The 21,327-nt window shown below is 69.6% G+C and carries 17 protein-coding genes; all 17 read right to left on the reverse strand.

Annotation, left to right across the window (positions count from 1 at the left end):
- Positions 1-90: 90 nt before the first annotated feature.
- The 17 genes from ACFV9D_RS37685 to ACFV9D_RS37765 all read right to left on the reverse strand — a co-directional run bounded on the left by ACFV9D_RS37685 (position 91) and on the right by ACFV9D_RS37765 (position 21,137).
- The gene (locus ACFV9D_RS37685; protein ID WP_385157199.1) at positions 91-558 is read right to left on the reverse strand and encodes a hypothetical protein; all 468 of its coding nucleotides are present in this window, start codon (positions 556-558) and stop codon (positions 91-93) included.
- Positions 559-671: 113 nt separating this feature from the next.
- Positions 672-2,462 (reverse strand): alpha/beta hydrolase, encoded by a 1,791-nt coding sequence (locus ACFV9D_RS37690; protein ID WP_385157246.1) that lies wholly within the window; start codon positions 2,460-2,462, stop codon positions 672-674.
- A gap of 5 nt (positions 2,463-2,467) precedes the next feature.
- Positions 2,468-2,941, reverse strand: a complete 474-nt coding sequence (locus ACFV9D_RS37695; RefSeq protein ID WP_385157202.1) for a hypothetical protein — start codon at positions 2,939-2,941, stop codon at positions 2,468-2,470.
- A 240-nt stretch (positions 2,942-3,181) separates the two neighbouring features.
- Positions 3,182-3,832, reverse strand: a complete 651-nt coding sequence (locus ACFV9D_RS37700) for a hypothetical protein (protein WP_385157205.1) — start codon at positions 3,830-3,832, stop codon at positions 3,182-3,184.
- Positions 3,833-4,023: 191 nt separating this feature from the next.
- Positions 4,024-5,400: a type VII secretion-associated serine protease mycosin gene (gene mycP / locus ACFV9D_RS37705; protein WP_385157208.1), complete on the reverse strand. Its 1,377-nt coding sequence runs from the start codon at positions 5,398-5,400 to the stop codon at positions 4,024-4,026.
- 28 nt (positions 5,401-5,428) lie between these two features.
- On the reverse strand, positions 5,429-6,967 hold the full coding sequence (locus ACFV9D_RS37710) for a hypothetical protein (protein WP_385157211.1): 1,539 nt from the start codon (positions 6,965-6,967) through the stop codon (positions 5,429-5,431).
- 33 nt (positions 6,968-7,000) lie between these two features.
- Positions 7,001-7,552: a hypothetical protein gene (locus ACFV9D_RS37715; RefSeq protein ID WP_385157213.1), complete on the reverse strand. Its 552-nt coding sequence runs from the start codon at positions 7,550-7,552 to the stop codon at positions 7,001-7,003.
- A 360-nt stretch (positions 7,553-7,912) separates the two neighbouring features.
- The gene (locus ACFV9D_RS37720) at positions 7,913-8,587 is read right to left on the reverse strand and encodes a hypothetical protein (protein WP_385157216.1); all 675 of its coding nucleotides are present in this window, start codon (positions 8,585-8,587) and stop codon (positions 7,913-7,915) included.
- A gap of 7 nt (positions 8,588-8,594) precedes the next feature.
- Positions 8,595-10,955: a hypothetical protein gene (locus ACFV9D_RS37725; protein ID WP_385157219.1), complete on the reverse strand. Its 2,361-nt coding sequence runs from the start codon at positions 10,953-10,955 to the stop codon at positions 8,595-8,597.
- Positions 10,956-10,968: 13 nt separating this feature from the next.
- Complete coding sequence (locus ACFV9D_RS37730; protein WP_385157222.1) at positions 10,969-11,388, reverse strand: hypothetical protein; 420 nt, start codon at positions 11,386-11,388, stop codon at positions 10,969-10,971.
- Between the two features lie 89 nt (positions 11,389-11,477).
- Positions 11,478-13,784, reverse strand: a complete 2,307-nt coding sequence (locus tag ACFV9D_RS37735) for a xanthine dehydrogenase family protein molybdopterin-binding subunit (RefSeq protein ID WP_385157225.1) — start codon at positions 13,782-13,784, stop codon at positions 11,478-11,480.
- On the reverse strand, positions 13,781-15,109 hold the full coding sequence (locus ACFV9D_RS37740; protein WP_385157228.1) for a 2Fe-2S iron-sulfur cluster-binding protein: 1,329 nt from the start codon (positions 15,107-15,109) through the stop codon (positions 13,781-13,783). Before ACFV9D_RS37740 ends, ACFV9D_RS37735 begins: the two co-directional genes overlap by 4 nt.
- On the reverse strand, positions 15,106-15,981 hold the full coding sequence (locus ACFV9D_RS37745) for an FAD binding domain-containing protein (RefSeq protein WP_385157231.1): 876 nt from the start codon (positions 15,979-15,981) through the stop codon (positions 15,106-15,108). Before ACFV9D_RS37745 ends, ACFV9D_RS37740 begins: the two co-directional genes overlap by 4 nt.
- A gap of 225 nt (positions 15,982-16,206) precedes the next feature.
- Positions 16,207-17,868, reverse strand: coding sequence for a beta-N-acetylhexosaminidase (locus tag ACFV9D_RS37750; RefSeq protein ID WP_385157234.1), 1,662 nt, complete (start codon positions 17,866-17,868; stop codon positions 16,207-16,209).
- A gap of 31 nt (positions 17,869-17,899) precedes the next feature.
- The gene (locus ACFV9D_RS37755) at positions 17,900-18,739 is read right to left on the reverse strand and encodes a carbohydrate ABC transporter permease (RefSeq protein WP_385157237.1); all 840 of its coding nucleotides are present in this window, start codon (positions 18,737-18,739) and stop codon (positions 17,900-17,902) included.
- Entirely contained in the window at positions 18,736-19,824 is a 1,089-nt protein-coding gene (locus tag ACFV9D_RS37760) for a carbohydrate ABC transporter permease (RefSeq protein ID WP_385157240.1), read from the reverse strand. Before ACFV9D_RS37760 ends, ACFV9D_RS37755 begins: the two co-directional genes overlap by 4 nt.
- Positions 19,825-19,829: 5 nt before the next feature.
- Complete coding sequence (locus ACFV9D_RS37765) at positions 19,830-21,137, reverse strand: extracellular solute-binding protein (RefSeq protein WP_385157243.1); 1,308 nt, start codon at positions 21,135-21,137, stop codon at positions 19,830-19,832.
- Positions 21,138-21,327: the final 190 nt, after the last annotated feature.

The raw sequence follows: 21,327 nt of genomic DNA on the forward strand, positions 1-21,327 counted from the left end.
GGGGGGGGGGGGGTGGGGGGTTGGGGGGGTGGGGGGGGGGGGGGGGGGGGCCCCCCCCCCCCCCCGCGCCCGCTCACGCCGATCCCTCCGTCAGGATCCCGACTTCGAGGACACGGGCGCCTTCGCGGACCAGAAGTCGGAGGTCACGTTCGGCGCGGTGGGCGGCATCTTGCTGTAGTCGGGGCCGTTCGGCTTGGACGTCGGCGGCGCCACGTCCGAGACCTCCACGCAGGGCGTGGTCACCTCGAAGTGGGCCTGCCCCTTCCAGCCGATGAGCACACTGAGCTGGAACCCGTCGGGGGTCACGTAGTACGCCGCCAGCTTGTCCTGGCTCGCGGCACGGAACGTGAAGCCCTTGCTCTTCCAGTGCCGGTCGACCACACCGAGGAAGGCGCTCCGGCGCTCCTCGGAGATGATGGTCATCACCGTGCGCGAACGGTCGGTCGAGCACTTGCCGGCCATGGTCTCCCGATGCGTCCACTGCACGGGGGGAACGATCGCCGTGAACGTCTCGTCGAGGATCTCGTCCGCACGATCAGCGGCTTGCTGCATGTTCATCTTCGGCACCTTCGTCTGACCGGTTTCGCCCGTACGCCCCTGTTCACCGCCCGTGGGTCCGCAGCCCGCGAGTAGGACCGCAAGGCCCGTCACGGTCAGCAGTCTCAGCATCTTCATCGTCGTGCCTCCGGAATCATCTTCCCAGGCTCACCCGCAACGATCGCGGCGATGTTGTCGGCCGAGATCTGGTCCTTCTCAGGTGTGAAGTAGTTCGAGTGGGCGTCGAGCGTGAGCCCCGTGACCGCGTTCGGGCCGTCCTCGGTCCGGAACCGGTTGGCGCCGAACGCCTCACTCGACGGGTCCTTGCCGAACCACACGTCGTCGTCGCCCTGGTCGCCGATGTCTGCGCCGATGGCTGCACCGAGCAACATTCCGCCCGGCCCGAAGGCGGAGCCGGCGCCCGCTCCGATGAAGCCCCCCCGGACCGAACCCTCCGAGGGAAGCTTGGTCACGATGTCGTTGTCAGCCGCACCGACGTACACGTGCTGCTTGCCGACACCGAGATCCTCGGCCCGGTCCACGCCAACACCGGGGCTGCCCACCAGGATGATGTCGTCCGCGCCGGGGATGCCTCCGGGCTGCTGCGTGGCCTGGCCGACGGTGAGAGATCCGTAGGAGTGGCCGATCGCCGTGACGTGGGCGTCCGAGCCGAACTGGTTCGTGGCCGAGATGCCGGCCATGAAGGAGTTGTACGCGGGAGCACCCCGCTGGGCGTCGTCCTTCGTCATGACGTCGATGTCCTGCGGGGCGTCGTAGCCCAGCCAGACGATGGAGGCGCTGGAGGGATCGATCTTCTGAGCACCCGTCGCGGTGTCGTAGGCACGCTTCACCGTGCCACCCGCGAACTCCGCGTCGAGCTTCGTACCGAGGCCCGGCACGTAGGCGGAGACATTCTTGGAGATGTCCGGGTTGCCGTACGCGACGATGGCACGCCCGTTGCCCTGGTCCCCGATGCCGAGCAGGAGCATGGGCGGCTCGGGTGCCGCCGTGTTCAGCTTGTCCTGGATGCCCCGCAGACCGGCGAGCTTGGTCATCGACGCCTCGTCGCCCTGATCGGCGAGCTTCCCCATCAGCTGGGGCATGTAGGTGCGGTTCGCCTCGTCGCGCGCCAGCGCCGGGATCCCGTCCAGGTTGCCGATGGTGTCCGGATAGGCAGCCATGTACGCGATCCGGTCCTCCTCGCTGAGGCCGTCCCACCAGTCCTTGCGGTCGGCCGGGGTGCCGCCCGTGGGGATGTCGTCCTTGAAGACGTCGTCCGCCGCGCCGTGCACCGCCTGCGAGTCCTTCTGGACGTCGGCCCAGGTGTTCTCGGTGACGTCGAGGCCCTGCTCCGCCTTGAGCTTGCGTATGGCGTTGGCGTACTCCCCGTCGATCCTCCGGGCCTCGGCGAGCGCGTCGCCGATCGTGTCGGCGATGTCCTGGGCCTTGGCGGCGTTCGGATTGAGGTTGACCATGGCGGCGGCGTCCGCCAGCGCTCCGGAGAAGAACCCGCTCGAGCCCTTGACCGTGTCACCCTGCGGCTTCTGGCCGGCGACCTCCGGGCCGGCGGCGGGGTAACTGACCGAACCGTCGGGGTGCACCGTGAACCCGAGGTGCGCGGCGTCCTCCAGCGCGTTGAGCAACTTCCGCTGGGGAGCGGCCATTTCCTGGGCGAGACCGTTGAGCGAGAACTGCAGCAGACCGCACTCGGTGTGGATGTACTGGTAGTTGCGGCTCAGTCGGCCCAGCCGGGCCGCGGCGGCGAGGGTGGACATGCCCTTGGTGACGTCGGTCAGCTTGGGCACCACATTGTTGTCGATCTGCCGACGGGACTCGTACGCCCGCTTGCTGACGTCACCCCATCCCTGGCCGGCTTCGGTGAGCTCGGTGAGCTTGAGGTCCTTGAGTTCCTGCATCGAGATCATCGCGGTCACCGACCACCCTGCTCGCCGGAGCCCTTGTCGGGCTTGGGTGCGATCTGCGCGTACTTCGACAGCTGCTGGGCCTCGAACTCACCGTGGTCCACGGCGACCTGCTTCAGCGGCGCCTCCAGGTCCCTGGCCTCGTCCCGAACGGTCTTCAGGCGCTCCTGCCAGGAGAAGAGCACGGCGCTGAGCGCCGCAGTGGCCTCCAGCCCCTCCGTACGCTCCTGCACGCCCTCGTGCGAGGTCCCCAGCCGGGTCAGCCCGGCGTCGGTGTCCGACTGCAGCGTCACGACGGCACTCGCGGCATGCGTCCACGGCCCCTCGGCCTGCTTCAGGTCGGCCGCCCCACCACCGGCACCGCCTCCCCCACCGGGCTCGGGAGCGAGCCCGGCAAGGTTCATCCCCTGCTCACCCGAGGAACCGCCGTCCTCGAACTGCAGCAGTTGCTGCAGGCTTTGCGGTTGCGTCTCACCGGCCATGAACTCTCCCCCGCTGTCCGGAAACCTGTGCGTCAATATCGCGCGCGAGGGGTAACGCTACCGGGTGATCCCCTGTCGTACACAAGTGCAATGCGGAATCTCCATACCCTCGACCTCCGCAGCATGGCCGAACTTCGGCCGAGACCTTCCAGTACGCCCGTAATCCGCGCCTCGGCCGGTTCCGGGCACCACTCGCACGACAGCGGACGGACGGAGGGCTCGGCCAATCTCTGGACAGGCCTACGATTTGACTGGCACGCCCTCCGCCAGCCGAGGGTCCTGGCAGCCCAAGTCGGCGGCGGCATGGCGCGCGGCTGCGTTCGCGATCGTGATCAAGTGGGCCCGGGCACCCTTCTGCGGGTTCCCGCTTCCGTCCGGGCCTTCCAGCTTCGTCGCGATGACGATCTCGTGAGCAGGGGCCTTCATACGGCAGGCGAAGAACACCGAGGCGGTACTGTCGGACGCGTAGGCCCTCCCCCCGGTTGCAAAGTATGTGACGGATTCGCCGAATCGGGCATCTCGCTCAGGAACACCCGATTCCTCGCGAAGCGCGACACGAAGGGCACGCTTCCCGTCCTCTGCCGACAGCAGCCAGCAGAAGGGAACGCCTTGCATACGAGGCTTACCCGTCTTCGAGCTCTGGTCGATGAGGGCGGCCTCGCGCAGAGCGTCGAGGGCCTTCTCCGGTTCCGACAGATCGCCGGTGAAGCGCTCAGCGCCCATGACGGCCTCGAGGGCAGCTTCCGAGGGCGCCCCCTTCGCGAATCCGCCGCAGACCTCCGACGCCACCACCCCCTTGCCCCCGCCTTCGTCGCCGCCGGAGGAACAAGCCGTTGCCGATAGGGACAGGAACGTCAACACGACCACGGTACGCCGACCGAACACCGCCATCAGGTCACCTTCCCGCGCTTGGCATCCGGATGCCATTTCTGCTCACGGACGGATTGCCGCTGGACCGCCGTTGCGTCGACCACCGATGGACCGACAGGACCAGGCTCCGATGCCAGGTCAGCCAGCCCGTGAACTGCCCCGCCTGTCATCTGTCGCTTCGTCAGCCTGGCGGTGCAGGCGCTACATCCGCGTCAGCCGGGCTGCCCGGGACCGGGAGGCGGGCCGTACTGGGTGTTCTGCTGCTGGTACGGGTTGGGCTGCTGCTGCGGGGGGCCGTAGGGCGCGTACGGCGGCGCGGCGGGGGGCATGGCCGGGGGCGGAGGCGTCGCGCTCCGGCGCCGGGACCGTACGACGACGGCGGCAACGGCCCCACCGATCAGGACGGCCGCGCCGACCCCCAGGGCGATCCACAGGCCGGAGTTGCTGTCACTGTCCGACGCGGCGGGCGCGGGGGCGGCCGTGGCCGGCTTCTCGCTGGGCGCGGCCGACGGCGCGGACGAGGCGCTCGCGGACGGGGAGGCGGCGTTCTCGGCGGCGGCGAGGTCGGGCAGCGGGTATACGTCGGCGGGACCGGGATCGCCGGGGCTGGTCAGGGCGATTCGGGGCCGGACGCCTCCGTACCCGATGTAGTCGCTGCGCTTCTCGCCGTTCGTGGGCTTGCCCGCGGTGTTGAGCATGACGCGGAGGACCTGGTTGTTGGTCCAGTCAGGGTGCTTGGACCAGATGAGGGCGGCGGAGGCGGAGGCGAGGGCGGAGGCGTTGCTGGTGCCGTCGCCTTTGCAGAGCTGCGTGGAGCTGACACATGCCTTCACGATGCCCTCGGCCGGTGCGGCAAGGTCCACCTGCGGGCCGGTCTGCGACTTCGGCCACCAAGCCGCCTTGCGGTTCATGCCGGCAACGCCCACGACACCGGGAGTGGCGGCCGGGTACTCGACCGGGTTCCCCTCGTCAGCGGTGTTACCCACGGCAGCAAAGACGAGCTTGTTCTTCGACAAGGCATACCGAACTGCATCGGCAAGTTCGGCGCCAGGGGTCACAGGACTACCCACAGAGATGTTGATGATCTTCGCGTCGGACTCAGCCGCAAATCGAATGGCCTTCGCCATGCTCTGCGAGTAGGTCTCCTCGACCCGGTTCTCCCGCTGCAAGCGCTCCTGATTGTAGGGAACGCGAATAGGCAGAACCTTCGCCTTCGGCGCCAACCCGAACGAGCCGTAGACCGAGCCCCGAGCCCCCGTAGCGGCGATCAGAGCGGCCATGCCCGTACCGTGCTTGCCGACGTCGCTGTTCTCGTCTCCGGTCAGCCCTGAGTAGTCCTTGCCGGGCAGGACCCGGCCACGAAGGTCGGCGAGGGTGTCATCCACGCCGGAGTCGATCACCGCGACGGTCACGCCGTCGCCCTTGCTGACCTTCCAGAGTTCGTCGGCCTTCATGGCATCGAGGTGCCATTGCTGTGCGCGCGCGGTCTCCGCATGAGCCGGCGTCGCGCCGATACCCAGCAGCGTCAGGGCCATGGTTGTCGCCACGAGGGAACCGGAACCGATGGCCCGTCCGCTGCTGGTCCGCATCTATTTCTCCGTGTCCGTTTCTACGAGATCAGTCGACGACCGGGGGGACGATGCGACGGGCTCCCTGCTGCCACGTCTCCTCATCCTCGGTCAGGTAGTCGGGGCGCTCGCCGTTCCTCTCGTCGGAACGAGAGTCTCCGGTCCGGGCGCCCGCACCGTGGAGCGGCGCTCCAACCCCACGTCCCTGAGCCGCACCCGCACCTGTACCCGACTGGGCACCCCGGACGAGGCCGGAGCCGCCCGGAGTGAAGGGACGCGCACTTGCCTGGCCCGACTGCTGAGCCCGGCCACCGACCACGCCGCCCGTCTCCGTCGCCAGTCGACGCCCGCCCGGGTAGCCGTTGCCCTGTCCAGGGCCGTGGCCCATCTGCGGACCGGTGCCCATGGGACCGCGGCCGTGGGTGTTCTCCTGACCGATCACCGTGCTCCGTGGAAGCCCGGTCTGCGGACGTCCGTTCTGCGGCACCTGTCGGCCACCGGAGATGCCGTCCCGCGGCATACGGGAGGTGGGGTTCGTGGGACCGACGGTCCCAGGGCCCGGCAGGCCTCGCGTGGTCGGTGCGACCTTGCCGCCCCCACCCGGCGGATACGGGTTGCCCGAGCCGCCGGTGAGGGGAGGCGGAACCATGGTCCTGCCGTCGGGATACGTGATGGGGGCGTCCGGCCGGTGCGGCGTCGTGGTGCCAGGAGGCCCCGAGGGAATGGTCGGGGCGTCGGGAAGCTTCAGACCGCCGTCGATCTCCATGTCCACATTGCGATCGGGGACGACCGTGCCGGGCCTCGTCGGGTCACTGGGGCGAACCGTGCCGCCGTCGGTGTCTCCTACGACGGACCCGTCGCTGCTGCCTGTTGACTTGGCGCGCCCACCGGTCTCATAGCTGCCGGTGGTCGAAGAAACCCTTTGACTGGAAGAGTTACCCGAGGCGGTCACGGCGCCGTCCTTGGCTCGCCATTCCTCGCCCAAGTACCCCGCCGGCGCCGGAAACTCCGGCCTCGGCGCGCTGTTCACCCGCTGGCCGTTGTGGGTGTACGTCTGCCCCAGCGACCGCAGCTTCATCATCGCCTCGATGCGCGCCCTCTCGCGCGCCGTGGCTGCTGCGTTCATGCTGTCGGAGTACGTCTTCACCTCGGTCTTGCCCGCGCCAGGGTCGTGCTGGGCCGCGTACCGGTTGCGCTCGGCGTTCGCGTAGGCGGTCTTCGCGTCCGCGCTCGTCTTGGCGAGCCCGTCCACGCCGCTCTTCGCCTCGACCATGGCCTGGGCCGACTCGGCAAGGCACTTACTGGCCAGCTCGGTGTACTGCGCCAGGTAGAACGTCGCGCTCGCCGTGGCGGCCGTCCACTCGACGAAGGAGTCGGATGCCGCGCCCTTCCAGTTCAGGCCGCCAGAAGCGCGGGCGCGGAGGTACTCGGCGATCTTCGTGATCTCCGTCGCCGCGGTTCCGAGCTTGATCGACAGCGCCTCGGCCCGCTCCTTCTGGATGGGAGTGAGCATGGCCAGCAGCTGCTCGTTCGTCAGCCCGTCGAGCGGCGTCGATTCCGCCTGCGGTGTCTTGGGCGTGTCACCCATGAGACTCTTCCCCCGTTTCCGTCCAGTACTTCACTACAGGCCACCCTGCGAGCCGTTGTCGCCGCCGTCCGCCGGCGCACTCGTCTGCGGGACGTGCGCCTGCGACGTCCCGCCCATCGTGTGCGAGTTCGCGGGGTCGTCGGCTTCGCGCTTCTGCAGGTCCGTGATCTGCGTGTTGAGCGACTTCATACGCGCACGGATGTCGTCGTCGATGTTCTCGTACCCGGTCTTCGAGAAATCGATCGCGATCTTCATGCTCTCCATCTGAAGTCCGAGGACCTTGGAGAACTTGAGCAGCTCCTCACGCACGACGTCGTAGGAGGAGAAGAGGTACTCGGCCTCCATGAACCCCGGACCCGCCAGAGCGCCCTTGTCCAGCCAGTCGGCGCCGATCTTCCCCGGGCCCGCGTGGGACTCCTGGAAGTCCTTCAGCAGCTGGTCCACGCGGCTCTTGAGATTGGCCAACTCGCTTACTTCGACGGCCAGACTGGCCGCGGCCGCAGCCGCCCCCACGACCCCACCGAACATCGACATCGACGAGAGCGCGCCGATCGCGCCCCCGCCGCCGTCCACCGCCTCCGCCATCGACGCCTCCCCGTTCAACAAGTCAAGGAGTTCACTGTACCGAGGAGGACTGACAACGCGCACCTCTGGGTTGCACGCGCAACGCACATCCCGTGGTTACGAATTGGGCACGGCGACTACGGGCCGGCCGGGCCAAGAGCCGTACGGGCAGGCCCCGGATGGCCGGAATCGTCCGGTCGTGGAAGACCGCGCCCGGACGGCCCAGGCATGTGACGCGTTTCATGGTGCGAACGGACTCCGCGACCCTCGGGAGACAAAGGCCCCGGAATGCTCACGGACTCCCCGTACCCAGGAGCCCGGGCGGACCGCCGAGAGCAAGCGTCCCGGCAGCCCGTCCCTCCAAGAGCTGCGCCGAGGCCATCACTCCGGTGGAGCCGTCGGCCACACGACCAGCGGCTTCTTCGCCTTGATCATGGGCCTCTCAGGAAGTCCCGCGTTGTTCTCGCACTCGAGCTCCTTGACCGCGGCCAGCAGCACAGAATGAAGCACGATCAGGTTCGCCTCACGCATGGCGGCAGTGTCCGGAGTCGTCGATCTCCGGACGTCCAGGATCCCTTGAATGCGCGCAGGATCGGACTTCGACGACCCCTTGAGCTGGGGACTCACGCACTCGGTGAAGACGTAAGCCCTCCGGTAACCGCCATGCGCCTCCACACCCATCTCGTACGGATACATGAAGGATGTGCTTGCACTCCCCAAGAGCCTCCCCTCCGTGTAGAGATCGAGTTCGATCGTCAGACTCTTCGACAGCGGGTCCGAAGCAACCTTGCACCTGACCGACTTCCGGCTCCACTTCTCGCCGGCGTTGTAGTCGTCCTTCACCTGCCTGGTTGCTCGGGAGAGCCAGCCATCGGGGGCATCGCTGAACTTCTCTGTATCCAGGACTTTTCGCAGTTCAGGTGCCGCAGCGGAAGACACGGTCCCGTCGCATTGCTGCTCAGCGGTCACCCTCGGATTTCGCTTCTCGCCCCCGCAAGCAGCGAGAAGAAGGCAGGCGGCCAGAACGGTGCTCGCGGGCTTGACGGTGCGCTTCATGCCGCCCTCACTCATCGCCCGGTTCATCCGGCTGCGGAGAATTTCCCCGCTGCCTACCGAACGTGCTCCCATAGACATATCCGCTGTTTCGGGACTCAGTGAGAGTCTGCTCGAGATCGTCGTTCACCAGACTGCCGTGGTACATGAGGAACCGCTTCAACGGCGCATCGGCGCTCGTCTTCCCCTCGGTGTAGTGCGACGTCTGATCGTCTCGGATCCGGTCCTCGACACTGCCCTTGTGGTCTTCGACGGACTTGTCCGACCAATCGCCAATCACCTGGCCGGCAAGCGTCTCCATGGCCCCGCTGCCCGTCTCCACGGCGAGCGGCACGACGACGGCTGCCGCGCCTGCGGCTACAACGGTTGCCGGGAGGAATGCGACACCGGCAGCGATGGCGGCGGTTGTGCCGAATTCGATCCAGGCCCCCCTTGCCTCCTCTGCCTTCTCGTAGTCCTCCTGGACCTTCAGCCCCTCGGCCTCGATCTGGTCACCTCGCGCCTGGTCCAGCAGTCCCTGCAACATGGCCCCTGTGTAGACGGTGGCTTTCCCTCGTCCTTCACTGATCTGGCCATCCTTCTCGAGCTCTGCCTCCAGCATGCTCGTGACGTAGACGCGCTCGGCGGCGGATACCGTCGCATAGGCATCGGGATGTTGTCCCAGCGCGGTGAGGAATTTGGTCGCTTCGTGCTGACCGAAGTCCGCATGGGCCGACCTCACGTCCATCTCCGTGCTCTTCGGCCCGTAGACGTCACGTCCAACACCTTCGGCGAGGGACCAGTTGAGGTCATCGATGTATCCCGCGCCCATGGCCCCAAGGCTGTCGGCCAGGGCGGAATGATGCTTCTTCAGGAACTCGGCGTCGCCATAGATCGTGACGACGTCGCGCATGATCCCCGCAGTATCCCCGTCACGGACGAGCTTGGGCGCGGGATCGTCCCAGGCATGACCGAGCGTCGCCGCTTCCAGTGCGTGCCCTAGAGCATCCGGCAGGAAGTTCGAAGCGTTCTTCACCTCGTCCGGGTGGTGCCCATTGACGTCAGGGAAGAACGCGTATTTCTCCTGGGCGAAGAAGTCGAGGTAGTTGTCGATGGCAGATCCGTCCTCGTTGCTTCCGAGTTTGACCTCACCGCCAGGGGTCCCGTCCTCCTTGTACGCCGTGGGATCCGCCGAGAAGAACTCCTTCGCTGCCGCCGGACTGTGCCCGAGAGCCTCCAGCATCGCCACCATCGGGTCGTAGCCGGCGCCGTTGACGCCTGAGGGATTGAACGGGTTGGTGCGGACGCCGCCGAAGCCCTTGGCCGCCTCGAACATGCGCGGGTCCTTGGCGTGGAGCTGCGCCACGTGCTCGGCGATCGGGTTGAGGAACTTCGCGTTGTAGTCGCCGTGGCGCATGATGCCGCCGAGCAGCTGATAACCGAAGGGTGCGTTGTAGTCGTTCTTGGCGAGGGGAACACGCTCGGTGCCGAGCTTGCGCAGCTCCGTGGACCAGTTCTCGGCCCACTTGTCGTTCCCTTGCGTCGCCTGAGCCAGGTTGAGGCCGAGGTTCTTCTGCAGCTCCTGGACATCCGCCAGGCGCTCTTCGTCCAGCTTTCCGTAGCGATGGGTATCTGTGGAGAGCTGTCCGAAGAACTCGAGTGCTCCCTTGGGCCCGAGGCCGTCGTAGAAGGTACGGGCGAACTCCTTCGACGAGCTGTTGTCCTCGAGCAGTTCGTTGAGACGCTCCAATTCCTCGTGCGAGAGGTTCCGGCCCCTCCTCGCGAGGTCCAGGGCGCGTTGAGCCTCCTCGGCGTCGAGGCTGGAGTACTTGGGTGCGCTGAAGTTGTGCTTGTCTCCAGTGATGTTGGCCTTCAGCGCGTTGGAGCAGGCCACGTCGGCGTCGTCGCAGGTCTCGATGATGGCGTCGATCCTCTGCTGCATCGCACCGATCGCCTCGTTCTCCCTGCGAATCAGGTCGAGATAGTCCGGGTCGCGGCGCAGCTCCGCGTTGTTCATCTGGGCCACCGGCTCCCTGGCCTCGACCACCCCTGCCGGTGTCACTCTCAGCCCTTGCGCCTGGGCCTCGGTATCGGTGATCTTCTTGAGGTCGTCCTGGGCCTTCTTGAAGGCTTCGTAGCCGTCCTGGAGGATCTTGTGAAGGCCGGCGGCGGCCTTCGCCGCGTCCGTGAACTCCTTGGCCGTCTTGTCCACAAATGGCTTGGTGACCTCGGCGTTCACGCCGCGCCAGTAGTCGTCCTTGGCCTTCGCGGCCATCGTCGTACGGGCGTCCTCGGCCAGTTGATCGAGCCTGGCCTTCATCGCGGACCAGTGGTCGACCGCCGCCTTCAGCTTGCCGAGCGGCGCGTGGATCACATTGTCGAATGTCAGCACGTCGAGATCCCCGCTACTTCAGATACTCGTTGATCTTCGACGCGGCGAGGGCCGCCCTGATGTCTTCTTCTTCCCTGGCATGCGAAGCGGCGCTGTAGTCCAGGTGGTTGGAGATGTTCGCGCATGCATCGAGCAGGGTGCCGAGCTGGGAGCTCCAGGTCTCCTGGACGGTGCTCAGCGCGGAGCCAGTACGGAAGCCATTGCCGGACAGGCCCGTGGCCGCCTCCGAGGTGCTGGTGCGAGCATGGTTGCCGTCTGTGGCCAGGCGACCGTGCAAGGCGTACGCGGCGCTGCCGATCGCGCCCAGCTTGTCCTGTTGGACGCTGAGGTCGGCGCTGCCGCCGGTGCGCTCCGGTGCTACCTGGTTGAGTCGCGTGCTGACGTCCGACGGTTCGGCACCACGAGCCGATGCCCATTCCTCGTCGAATGGCATGGTCTCCCCCTCCATGGCGACGTTCTCACGTTCGCCTCAGCAAGTTCTGCTGCCCCAGAACCGCCGATGCTAGTGGAGGAGACCCACCGTCACGCCCCCACAGCCGCCTGTGGCCTGATCGGGAGGCGGTTGACGGGGCGTCCGGTTGCTGCGCGGACCGCTGAGGCCACCGCTGCCGGGGCCGTGACCACCGGGATCGCGCTCGCCGCCTTCGCGCCGAAGGGGGCCACCACGTCGCGTTCCTCGACGAGTTTCACGATGCGAATGTCCGGGGCGTCCAAGGATGTCGGGAGTGCGTAGCCCGTCAGGTCGGGGTGGCGGACCAGGCCGCGGGCCGTGCGGAGGTTCTCCGTGAGGGCCGCGCCGATGCCCTGGGTGACGCCCGCTTCGATGCGGGTGGCCAGTTGGGCCGGGTTGAGGATGCGGCCGACGTCCTGCGCCACGGCCATCTCCACCACGCGGACCGAGCCGAGTTCGATGTCCACGTCCACCACCGCGCGGATCGCGCAGAACGCGAGGCCCACGAACGCGTCGCCCTGGCCCGACTCGTCCAGCGGTTCCGTGGGGTGGGGGCGGCACTGGGCCGTGGCCCAGAGTTCCTTGCCGTCCATCGCTTCCGTCACCGTCGTCGACAGGACGCCGTCGTACGACGTGATCTTGCCGTCCGTGATCTGCAGCAGCTCCGTCGACATCCCGAACTTGTGGGCCAGGGGCTGGAGAAGTTGGGTGCGGACCATTTTCGCGGCGCGCTCCACCGCTCCGCCCGACACCCACGTGTGGCGGCCGTGCGTGGCCGGGCCCGCCGGGGGCTGGTCCGTGTCGACCGAGGCGACGTGGACCTCCTCCAGGCCCAGCGTCTCCTGGACGATCTGGCGCGCCAGGGTCGAGAAGCCCGAACCGGTGTCCACCGCCGAGCAGATGACCGTCGCCACGCCGTCCTGGACCCGTACCGTCGCCGTCGAGACCTCGTCCGCGCCCTCCGCGCCGAGCATGTGGACCATGCCGAGGGCGTAGCCGACGCCCCGCCGCACCGCGCCCGGCTCGCCGGCGCCCTCCGGGCCGCCCGGGAGCAACCAGTCCTCCTCCGGGGAATCCAGCGGAAGAGGCGGAAGAGGGAAGTCCCTTACGGCAGACAGCAGTTCGGCCACCGGGGCCGGGCACGTGACGGTCTGGCCGGTCGGGAGGATGTCCCCGGTGGCGAGGACGTTGCGCAGCCGCAGCTCCGCCGGGTCCACGCCCAGCTTCGCCGCCAGCTTGTCCATCTGCGCCTCGTACGCCGCGCACACCTGCATCGCGCCCTCGCCCCGCACATGGCCGGACGGTGGGTTGTTCGTACGGACCGCCCAGCCCTCGATGAAGGCGTGCGGGACGACGTACGGGCCGCAGGCGAAGGCCACGGCTGCGGCGAGGGATTCCGAGGACGCGTCGGCGTAGGCGCCGGCGTCGAGCAGGATCTGGGCCTCGACCTTCACCAAGCGGCCCTCCGCGTCCGCGTGGTGGCGGTAGCGCAGCAGCGTCGGGTGGCGGTGGGCGTGGCCGAGGAAGGACTCCTCGCGCGTAGCGGCCAGTTTGACCGGGCAGCCGGTACGCAGGGCGAGGAGGCCCAGGGGGATCTGGAAGCCCGGGTCCTCACGGTCGCCCGTCGCTCCCGGGACGCCCGTGACGACCACCTTGACCTGGTCGGGCGCGAGGCCGAAGCAGGCCGCCGCCAGGTCCCGGTCCGTGTGCGGGTCGGTCGAGGCCGTGTAGATCTCGACCCCGCCGTCGGGTCGCGGCACGGCGAGGCCGGCCTCCGCGCCGATGGGGGCCGGGTCCTGTCGGCCGATCCGGTACAGCCCCTCGACCACGACCTCGCCCGCCGCCTCCGCGTCGCCGAAGCGCAGCGGGATGTGGCGGATCAGGTTGCCGTCCGGGTGCAGCGGCTCGGCCGCGAAGGCCTTCTCCGGGTCCGTGACCGGCTCGAGGACCTCGTACTCGACGGCGATCGCGGCCGCCGCGAGCCGGGCCGTGTCCGGGTGGTCGGCGGCCACGGCCGCGATGGCCTCGCCGTGGTGGCGGACCAGTTCGGAGGCGAAGACGGGACGGTCGGCGACGGTCCTGCCGTACGTGGCCTCCCCCGGCACGTCGGCGTGGGTCACCACGGCCCGTACGCCGGGCATGTCGGCCGCGGCCGTCGTGTCGATGGAGACGATCCGGGCGTGCGGGTGCGGCGAGCGCAGGATCGCGGCCCAGAGCAGGCCCTCGGCCCACAGGTCGGAGGCGTACGGGAAGGTGCCCTCGGCCTTGGCACGCGCGTCGGCCTGCGGGAGGGAGGCACCGAGGCCGTGGGCCGCCGGCTCCTGTTCCAGGGCGTCGGGTGCCGTGGGGGTGGTGGCGGTGGTCGCGTCGCTGCTCACGCCATGCCTCCGTCGTGCGGGTGGGGGATCTGGTGCGGGATGCGCGCTTCGTCGGCGTGCTCCGCCGCCGCGCTCGCCTCGCGCTCGGCGACGACCTCCTGGACGGCGTCGAGGACGCCCCGGTAGCCCGAGCACCGGCACAGGTTGCCGCAGAGCGCCTGGCGCGTCTCCAGCTCGGTCGGGGCGTGATTGCCCTCGAGCAGGTCGTGGACGGTCATGGCCATGCCCGGGATGCAGAAGCCGCACTGGACGGCTCCGCAGCGGGCGAGGGCGCGCTGCACGTCCGAGGGTTCGCCGTCGGTCGCGAGGCCCTCGACTGTCCGCACCTCGCTCCCGGCGGCCGTCGCCGCGGGCACCAGGCAGGAGGCGACGAGCCGGCCGTCGACCTGGACGTTGCACGCGCCGCACTCGCCCTGCGAGCAGCCGTCCTTGGCGCCGGCCAGGCCGAGTCGCTCGCGCAGCACGTAGAGCAGCGACTCGCCGATCCAGGAGTCCGTGACGGGGCGGTCGGCGCCGTTCACGCGAAGGACGTACGAGGTGTGCGGGTGCTCGTCGCTGTCCGCGCTGTTGCCCGTGGAGGGCGTGGGCGGTGCGGAGGGCGCGTCCGAGGGTGCATCCGGGGGCGTCTCGGGGCCGTCCGTGGGGGACGGCAGGTCCGGTGCCCCAAAGTCCCCAGCGGCCTCAGGAGCCCCGTCCACCGCGACCGCAGCGGCTTCCCCGGCGGTCTCCACCGACTCCGGCGCCGACTCCGGGCCCGACTCCGGCTCCTGCTCCTGCTCCTGGACGACCGCCCAAGGCGCCGGCGCCCCGCCCGGCAGCGTCGCCGGTGCGCTGCTCGCGTACTGCGCCAGCATCGACGCCGTGAACTCGCCCGATTCGTCCGACGAGTCCGCACCGTCCGACACGACCGGAATCGTCCACTGGCCCGTCGCCCCCGGATCCGGTTCGGCCGCGGGCTCAGGTGCCGGTGCAGCCGCCGGCTCCGACGCCTCGAAGCTCCACTGGCCCGTCGCGTGCGGATCCGGCTCCGACAGGAACTCGGGCTCCTGCTCCACCACCTCCGCCGCCGTCGGCAGCTGCACCACCCACGAACCGGTCGCCGCCGGATCCGTCGCCGCCTCGGGCGTCAGGGGTGCGAGCGGGGCGAGCGGCTGCAGCGGGGTGATCATCGGCGGTACGTAGCCGTGGCCCGGGGCCTCCAGCGGGATGCCGTCGAGCATGAACTCGGGCGGCAGCTGCACGAAGGCCGTGGCGTCGCCGTCGTACCCCTCGCTCTGCGGGATCGGCTCCCAGCCGCTCACCTGGTCATCGTGTCCGTTGCTCACGACAGCGCCCTCCCCAGTGCCCGTCGGGCCAGTGCGGCGACCGTGCGCCGCAGGTGCAGTACGGCCGGCGGCAGCTGCTCGTCCCCCGGCGGGTCCGGGATGCAGGCGGCGGCCACGTACTCGCCGAAGGCCGTCAGCGCCTCCGGCGCGAGGCCCCGATCGCCGTCCCAGTCCACCAGCGAGGCGATCCAGTGCTCCGCCTCCAGCGGGCGCAGCGGCATCGGCGCGATCGCGCCCACCGCGCAGCGCACTCCGCGTCTGGCCGGGTCGAGGACGACGGCCACGGAGGCCGAGGCGCGGGCCGGGCCCGTCCGGCCGGTGGCCTTGAGGAAGACCTGGGGGGCGTGCAGGAGGGGCACGCGGACGAACGCGACCAGCTCGCCGGGCGCCAGCAGGTCGCGGCCCGCCAGCAGGTGGGAGACGGGGATCTCGCGCGTACCGAGCGGGCCCATCACGACCAGGTCGGCCTCCAGGGCCGCCAGGACGGGCAGGGAGTCGCCCGTGGGGGCCGCGGTGACGATGTTCCCGCCGAGCGTGCCCGCGTTGCGGATCTGGGGCGGTCCGGCGGCGCGGGCGGCGGCGGCGAGGGCGGGGATGAGGGCCGCGAAGTCGGGGCGGCCCATCCGGGAGTGGGTGAGGCCGGCGCCGAGGAGCGCGTGGCCGTCCTGGTACTGCCAGCCGCGGATCTCGTTGATCCGGCCGAGGCCGACGAGCGCGGCGGGCCGGAGCTGGCCCTTGTTGACGGCGGCCATGAGGTCGGTGCCGCCCGCGACGGGCACGGCGGCGGGCATGGCGGTGAGCGCCGCCACGGCCTCGTCGAGCGAGGCGGGCAGCGTCACGGACTGCGCCGTCTGTGGTGCGTGCGTGGTCAACCCGCTGCCCCTTCCCGGTGTCCCCGGCGGTCCCCGACTCGTCCCCGGCTGTCGCGCCTGTGTGGGCGTACCGTACGTGCTCACAGCCTGGACGTGGCAACTCTGGCACATCTTCCGAGCCGTCCGACGCGAGGGTCCGCGAAGGACGGTTCCGTCCAGGACATCCCACCAGGGACGGTAACTTCCGTTTTGCCGCTCTTGGGTGAAGGGCGTGCGCGAGGTACCTCACACGTTCGGGGGCGCTCCCTCGATCGGCCTGCCGATCACTCCGGGACGCTGCTGCCACGGCAGCGGGCCGGCCGGCGGCCGGTAGGCGACGCCGAGGGCGTCGAGGCCCCGGTAGTGGGCGGTCATCCGGCGTTCGAAGTCCGCGAAGTCCCGTTCCGCGGGTGCGGGAAGGGCCGACCAGGCGACCTCGGCGAAGGCGGCGAGACGCGGGAAGGTCTGGTAGTCGACCCGGGCGCGGTTCTCCATGACCTCGGTCCAGACGTTGGCCTGGGTGCCCAGGATGTGCGCGGCGGCCTCCGCGCTCAGGCCCGGCGGTACGGGTTCGAAGCGGTAGACGTCCTCCAGGGTCCGTACGTAGCCGATGGGCATCGGCTCGTCCTCGCCCGGTGCCTGACGGTGGTCCAGATACACCTGCTGCTCGGGGCACATGACGACGTCGTGGCCGGCCTCGGCCGCGGTGATGCCGCCCGCGTAACCACGCCAGGAGGAGACGGCGGCGCCGGGCGCCAGGCCACCCTCCAGGATCTCGTCCCAGCCGATCAGCCGGCGCCCGCGGTCGGCGAGCCAGCCGTCGAAGTGGCGGATGAACCAGGACTGCAGCTCGTCCTCGTCGGCGAGGCCCAGCTCCTTGATGCGGGCCTGGGCCGTCGGGGACTGCTTCCACTGGTCCTTCGGGCACTCGTCGCCGCCGATGTGCACGAAGGTGGACGGGAAGAGGTCGAGGACCTCCTCGAAGACGCCCTCGTAGAAACGGAGGGTGGTGTCGGTGGGGGCGAGGACGTTCGGGTTGACGCCCCAGGTGTCCCAGACGGTGAGGGAGGCGGTGTCGACGACGTCGGCGTTGCCCAGTTCGGGGTACGCGGCGATGGCGGCCTGCGAGTGGCCCGGGACGTCGATCTCGGGGACGACGGTGATGTGCCGTTCGGCGGCGTACGCGACGATCTCGCGGATGTCGTCCTGCGTGTAGAACCCCCCGTGCGGGGTCTCGTTCCACAGCGGCGACGCCCGGTGCCCCCACTTCGTGCGCGCCCGCCAGGCGCCGACCTCGGTGAGCCGGGGGTGGCGCTCGATCTCGATGCGCCAGCCCTGGTCGTCGGTGAGGTGGAAGTGGAAGACGTTGAGCTTGTGGGCGGCCAGGAGGTCGAGCTGGCGCAGGACGTCGTCCTTGGGCATGAAGTGCCGCGAGACGTCGAGCATGAGCCCGCGCCAGGGGAAGCGGGGGCCGTCCTCGACGGTGAGCACGGGGAGGTCCCAGTCGCGGTCGGGCCGGCCGACCGGCGCCTTCCGGTACGCGTCGGGGCCCAGCAGCTGACGGAGCGTCTGGACGCCCCAGAACACCCCGGCGGCGCTGCCGCCCTCGACGAGGACGGCGACGTCGTCGACGGAACCGTCGGTCGAGAGGCGGTAGCCCTCCGGGCCGTGCGCCTCCCCGACCTCGGAACTGACGCGCAGCCGGATGCCGCGCGGGCCGCGGCCGGCGGCGAACGGCAGGCCGGTGGCCGCGCCGAGCGCGGACCGGAGCCACCGGGCCACTCCTTCGGTACCGGGACCCGCGTCGAGGGTCGTGTCCTCGTCCAGCGAGAAGGAGCCGGCGTGCGGCGCCCGGACATCGAGCGCGCGGGGCGCGGGGATCAGCGGCTCGTGGTGGTCACCATGCATGGCATCGGCCTTTCGGAAGCGGATGTGCCCGTCAGTCCTTCACCGCCCCGCCCAGCCCCGAGACCAGACGGCGCTGGACGAGTACGAAGAAGACGAGCACCGGGATCGTCATCACGGTCGACCCGGCCATGATGCCTCCCCAGTCGTTCTCGTCCGGTTTGAAGAAGACCAGCAGGGCCATCGGGAGGGTGGACTGCGAGGTGTCGCTGATGAGGAAGGACTTCGCGAAGAGGAAGTCGTTCCAGGTCGAGATGAAGGAGAAGACGCTCGTCGCCACGAGCCCCGGGAAGACCAGCGGGAACAGGATCTGCCACAGGAAGCGGGTACGGCTCGCGCCGTCGATCTGGGCCTGTTCCTCCAGCGCCTCGGGGACCGCCTTCACGAAGCCGCGCAGCATCCAGATCGCGAACGGGAGCGAGAAGGCGATGTGCGGCAGGATCAGCGAGCCCAGCGTGTTGAGCTGGCCGAAGTCCCGCATCAGGAAGAAGAGCGGGATCGTCAGCGCCTCGATCGGCACCATCTGGGCGACCAGGAACATGATCAGCAGCGTGGTCCGGAAGCGGAACCGGAAGCGGGTCACCGCCGTCGCCGCCAGGAACGCGATCAGCGCGGAAGCGAGGACGACCGTGCCGGCGACGATCAGCGAGTTCAGGAAGTACCGGCCGAACTCCTGCTGTTCGAAGACGCGCCGGAAGGAGTCGAGGGACGGTGACAGGGTCCACGGCCGCGGGCTGGTCGACTGGATCTCGCCGGCCGGTTTGAGGGCGGAGAGGACCATCCAGTACAGCGGGAAGGCGACGACGGCCGCGACGAGGAGGGCGGCCGCCTCCGCCGCGAGGCGCCCGGGGCGCCGGATACGGAATGCGCTCACAGTTCTTCTCCCTGGCGGCGCAGCAGTCGGAGGTACACGAGCGTGACCGCCAGCAGGATCAGCAGCATGACGACGCCGATCGCGGAGCCGAGGCTGTACTCGGACGAGGCGAACGCCTTCTGGTAGGCGTACACGTTGAGGACGAGGTTCTGGCCGGCGATGCCGCCGCCGTTCGTCATCACGTAGATCTGGGTGAAGACCTTGAAGTCCCAGATGATCGACTGGATCGTGACGACGACCAGGATGGGCCGCAGCATCGGCGCCGTGACCGAGCGCCAGATCCGCCACTGCGAGGCGCCGTCGAGCGCCGCGGCCTCCAGGACCTCCGACGGGATGGCCTTGATGCCCGCGTACACCGTCACCATCACGAACGGGAACGAGCACCAGACCACCTCGAAGAGGACGAGCGCGAACGCGCTGAAGCGCCCGTACGTCCACGAGAAGTCACCGAGGCCGAACAGCCGGTTGACCGGACCGAAGTCGGGGTCGAAGAGGAAGACCCAGACGGTGGAGCCGGTGACGGCGGGGGTGGCCCAGGCGCCGAGCGCGGCGAGCATGAGCGCGAGGCGCGGCACGGCCCGTACGCGGGTCAGCAGGACCGCGAGCGCGCAGCCCACGGCGAGCGTGGTGACGACGCAGGCGGCGGCGAACAGGACGGTGGCGAGGAGGACCTGCCAGAACTGCGGGTCGGAGAAGAGGGCGGCGTAGTTGCCGAAGCCCTGGAAGGACGTCGGCTCGCCGCCGCTGACCTGGGCCTGGGTGTACTCCAGGAAGGAGATGAGCCCGAGCTGGTAGATGGGGTAGAGGAGGAGCCCGCCGAGGACGACGAGCGCGGGCAGGAGGTAGAGCCAGGGCGTCCATCCGGCCTGCCGGCTCCGGGAGCGGGCGACGCGGGGCGCCGGGCGGTCGCCTCCCTTGCGCGGGCCGGGGACGCGGCCGGGGACGGCGACGGCCTCCCGCGCCGCCGTCCCACCCGGCGTCGCCCCGCCCGGCGTCGCCCCGCCCGACTTCGCGCCGTCCGACTTAACGCCGTCCGGCGTCGCGCCGCCCGCCGCCGCCCCGCCCTGCTCCGTACGGTTCGTCATCGCCATCAGCCGGCGGCGGCCGCGAAGGCCTCGTCCATCTTCTTGGCGGCGTCGTCCGCGGCGGCCTTCACGTCCTTCCGGCCGCTGACGACCTCCTGGAACATCGTCGGCAGCACCAGCGAGGAGTCGATCTTTCCCCAGCCCGGGGACGCGGGGACGAACTTGGCTCCGGCGCCGAGGGAGTCGATGAAGGGCTTCACGAAGGGCTCCTTCTGCGCCGCCCGCGCCCGTACGTCGGTGTAGGTCGGCAGAAAGCCCATCGCGTCGAAGAGCTTGCCCTGCGTCTCCTTCCCGGCCAGGGACTTCAGCAGGTCGACGGCGAGTGTGCGGTGCGAACTGCTCTTCATCACACCGAGGTTGTTGCCGCCCGCGAAGGCCGGAGCGATCGAGCCGGCCGTGACACCGGGCAGCGGCACGACGGCGTATTTGCCCTTCACCGTGCCCGCCTCGACCGCCGCGTGGCTGAAGTCGCCGCCGATCGCCATCGCGGCCTTGCCGGAGGCGAAGGCGGTGACGGTCGCGTTGCCGCCCATCTGCGCGCACTTGGCGGCCGGGCAGTTGTCGTCGCCGAAGAGGGAGGTGTAGGAGGCGATGCCCTTGCGCGCGGCCTCGCTGTTGATGGCGGCCTTGTACGACGCGCCTTCCTCCGTGGCGAGTTCGCCGCCGTTGGCCCAGATGAACGGCATCGCGCCGTAGGTGTACGCGCCTCCGACGGCGATGCCGTAGAGGTCCGGCCTGGCCTTGTGGATCTTCTTGGCCGTGGAGACGAGCTCGTCCTGTGTCTTGGGCGCGGAGAGGCCGAGGTCCTTGAAGACGTCGGTGCGGTAGTAGAGCGCGCGTACGCCGACGAAGAGCGGGGCGCCGTAGATCTTGCCGTCCACGGTGACGGAGGACTTGGCGGCGGGGTCGGTGTCCTTGGCGTCGGCCCAGGCCCCGAACTCGGCGCTGATGTCGGCCAGTCCGCCGTCCTTCACGTAGCCGGCGGTGTCGGTGTTGCCGTACTCGATGAGGTCGGGGGCGGACTTCGGGTCGTTGAAGGCGGCCTTGATGCGCTGGGCGCGGGTCTCGACGGGGATGTACTCGACCTCCACCTTCGCGCCCTTGTTCCGCTGCTCGAAGGCGGCTATGGCGTCGTCGACGACCTTCTTCTTGGGCGCGTTGTCGACCTCCTGGAAGAGCCAGACGCGCAGGGTGCCGCTTTTCTCGTCCGTCGCGGCCTTGCCGTCGGAGGTCTGCGGGGCACAGGCGGTGGCGGTGAGGCCGGCGAGCACAAGTGCGGTGACCGGGGCGGCGATACGGGCAGAAAGCTTCATACGGGGGCTCCCACCAATCGGCGTTGCAGCATACGCAACGGGCGTTTCGTGCTGCACAACACGCGAGAGGTTAGGGCCGGACCAACTCCCCGACAAGTGGTCTCAACCACTCTGTGACCGGCGGAAGCACCCCGTGCAACGCCCCCTCAACGCACGACGGCCCCCGGCGCGCGTACCGAAGTACGCGCGC

The organism is Streptomyces sp. NPDC059875 (genome assembly GCF_042731085.1).
GTDB lineage: Bacteria > Actinomycetota > Actinomycetes > Streptomycetales > Streptomycetaceae > Streptomyces.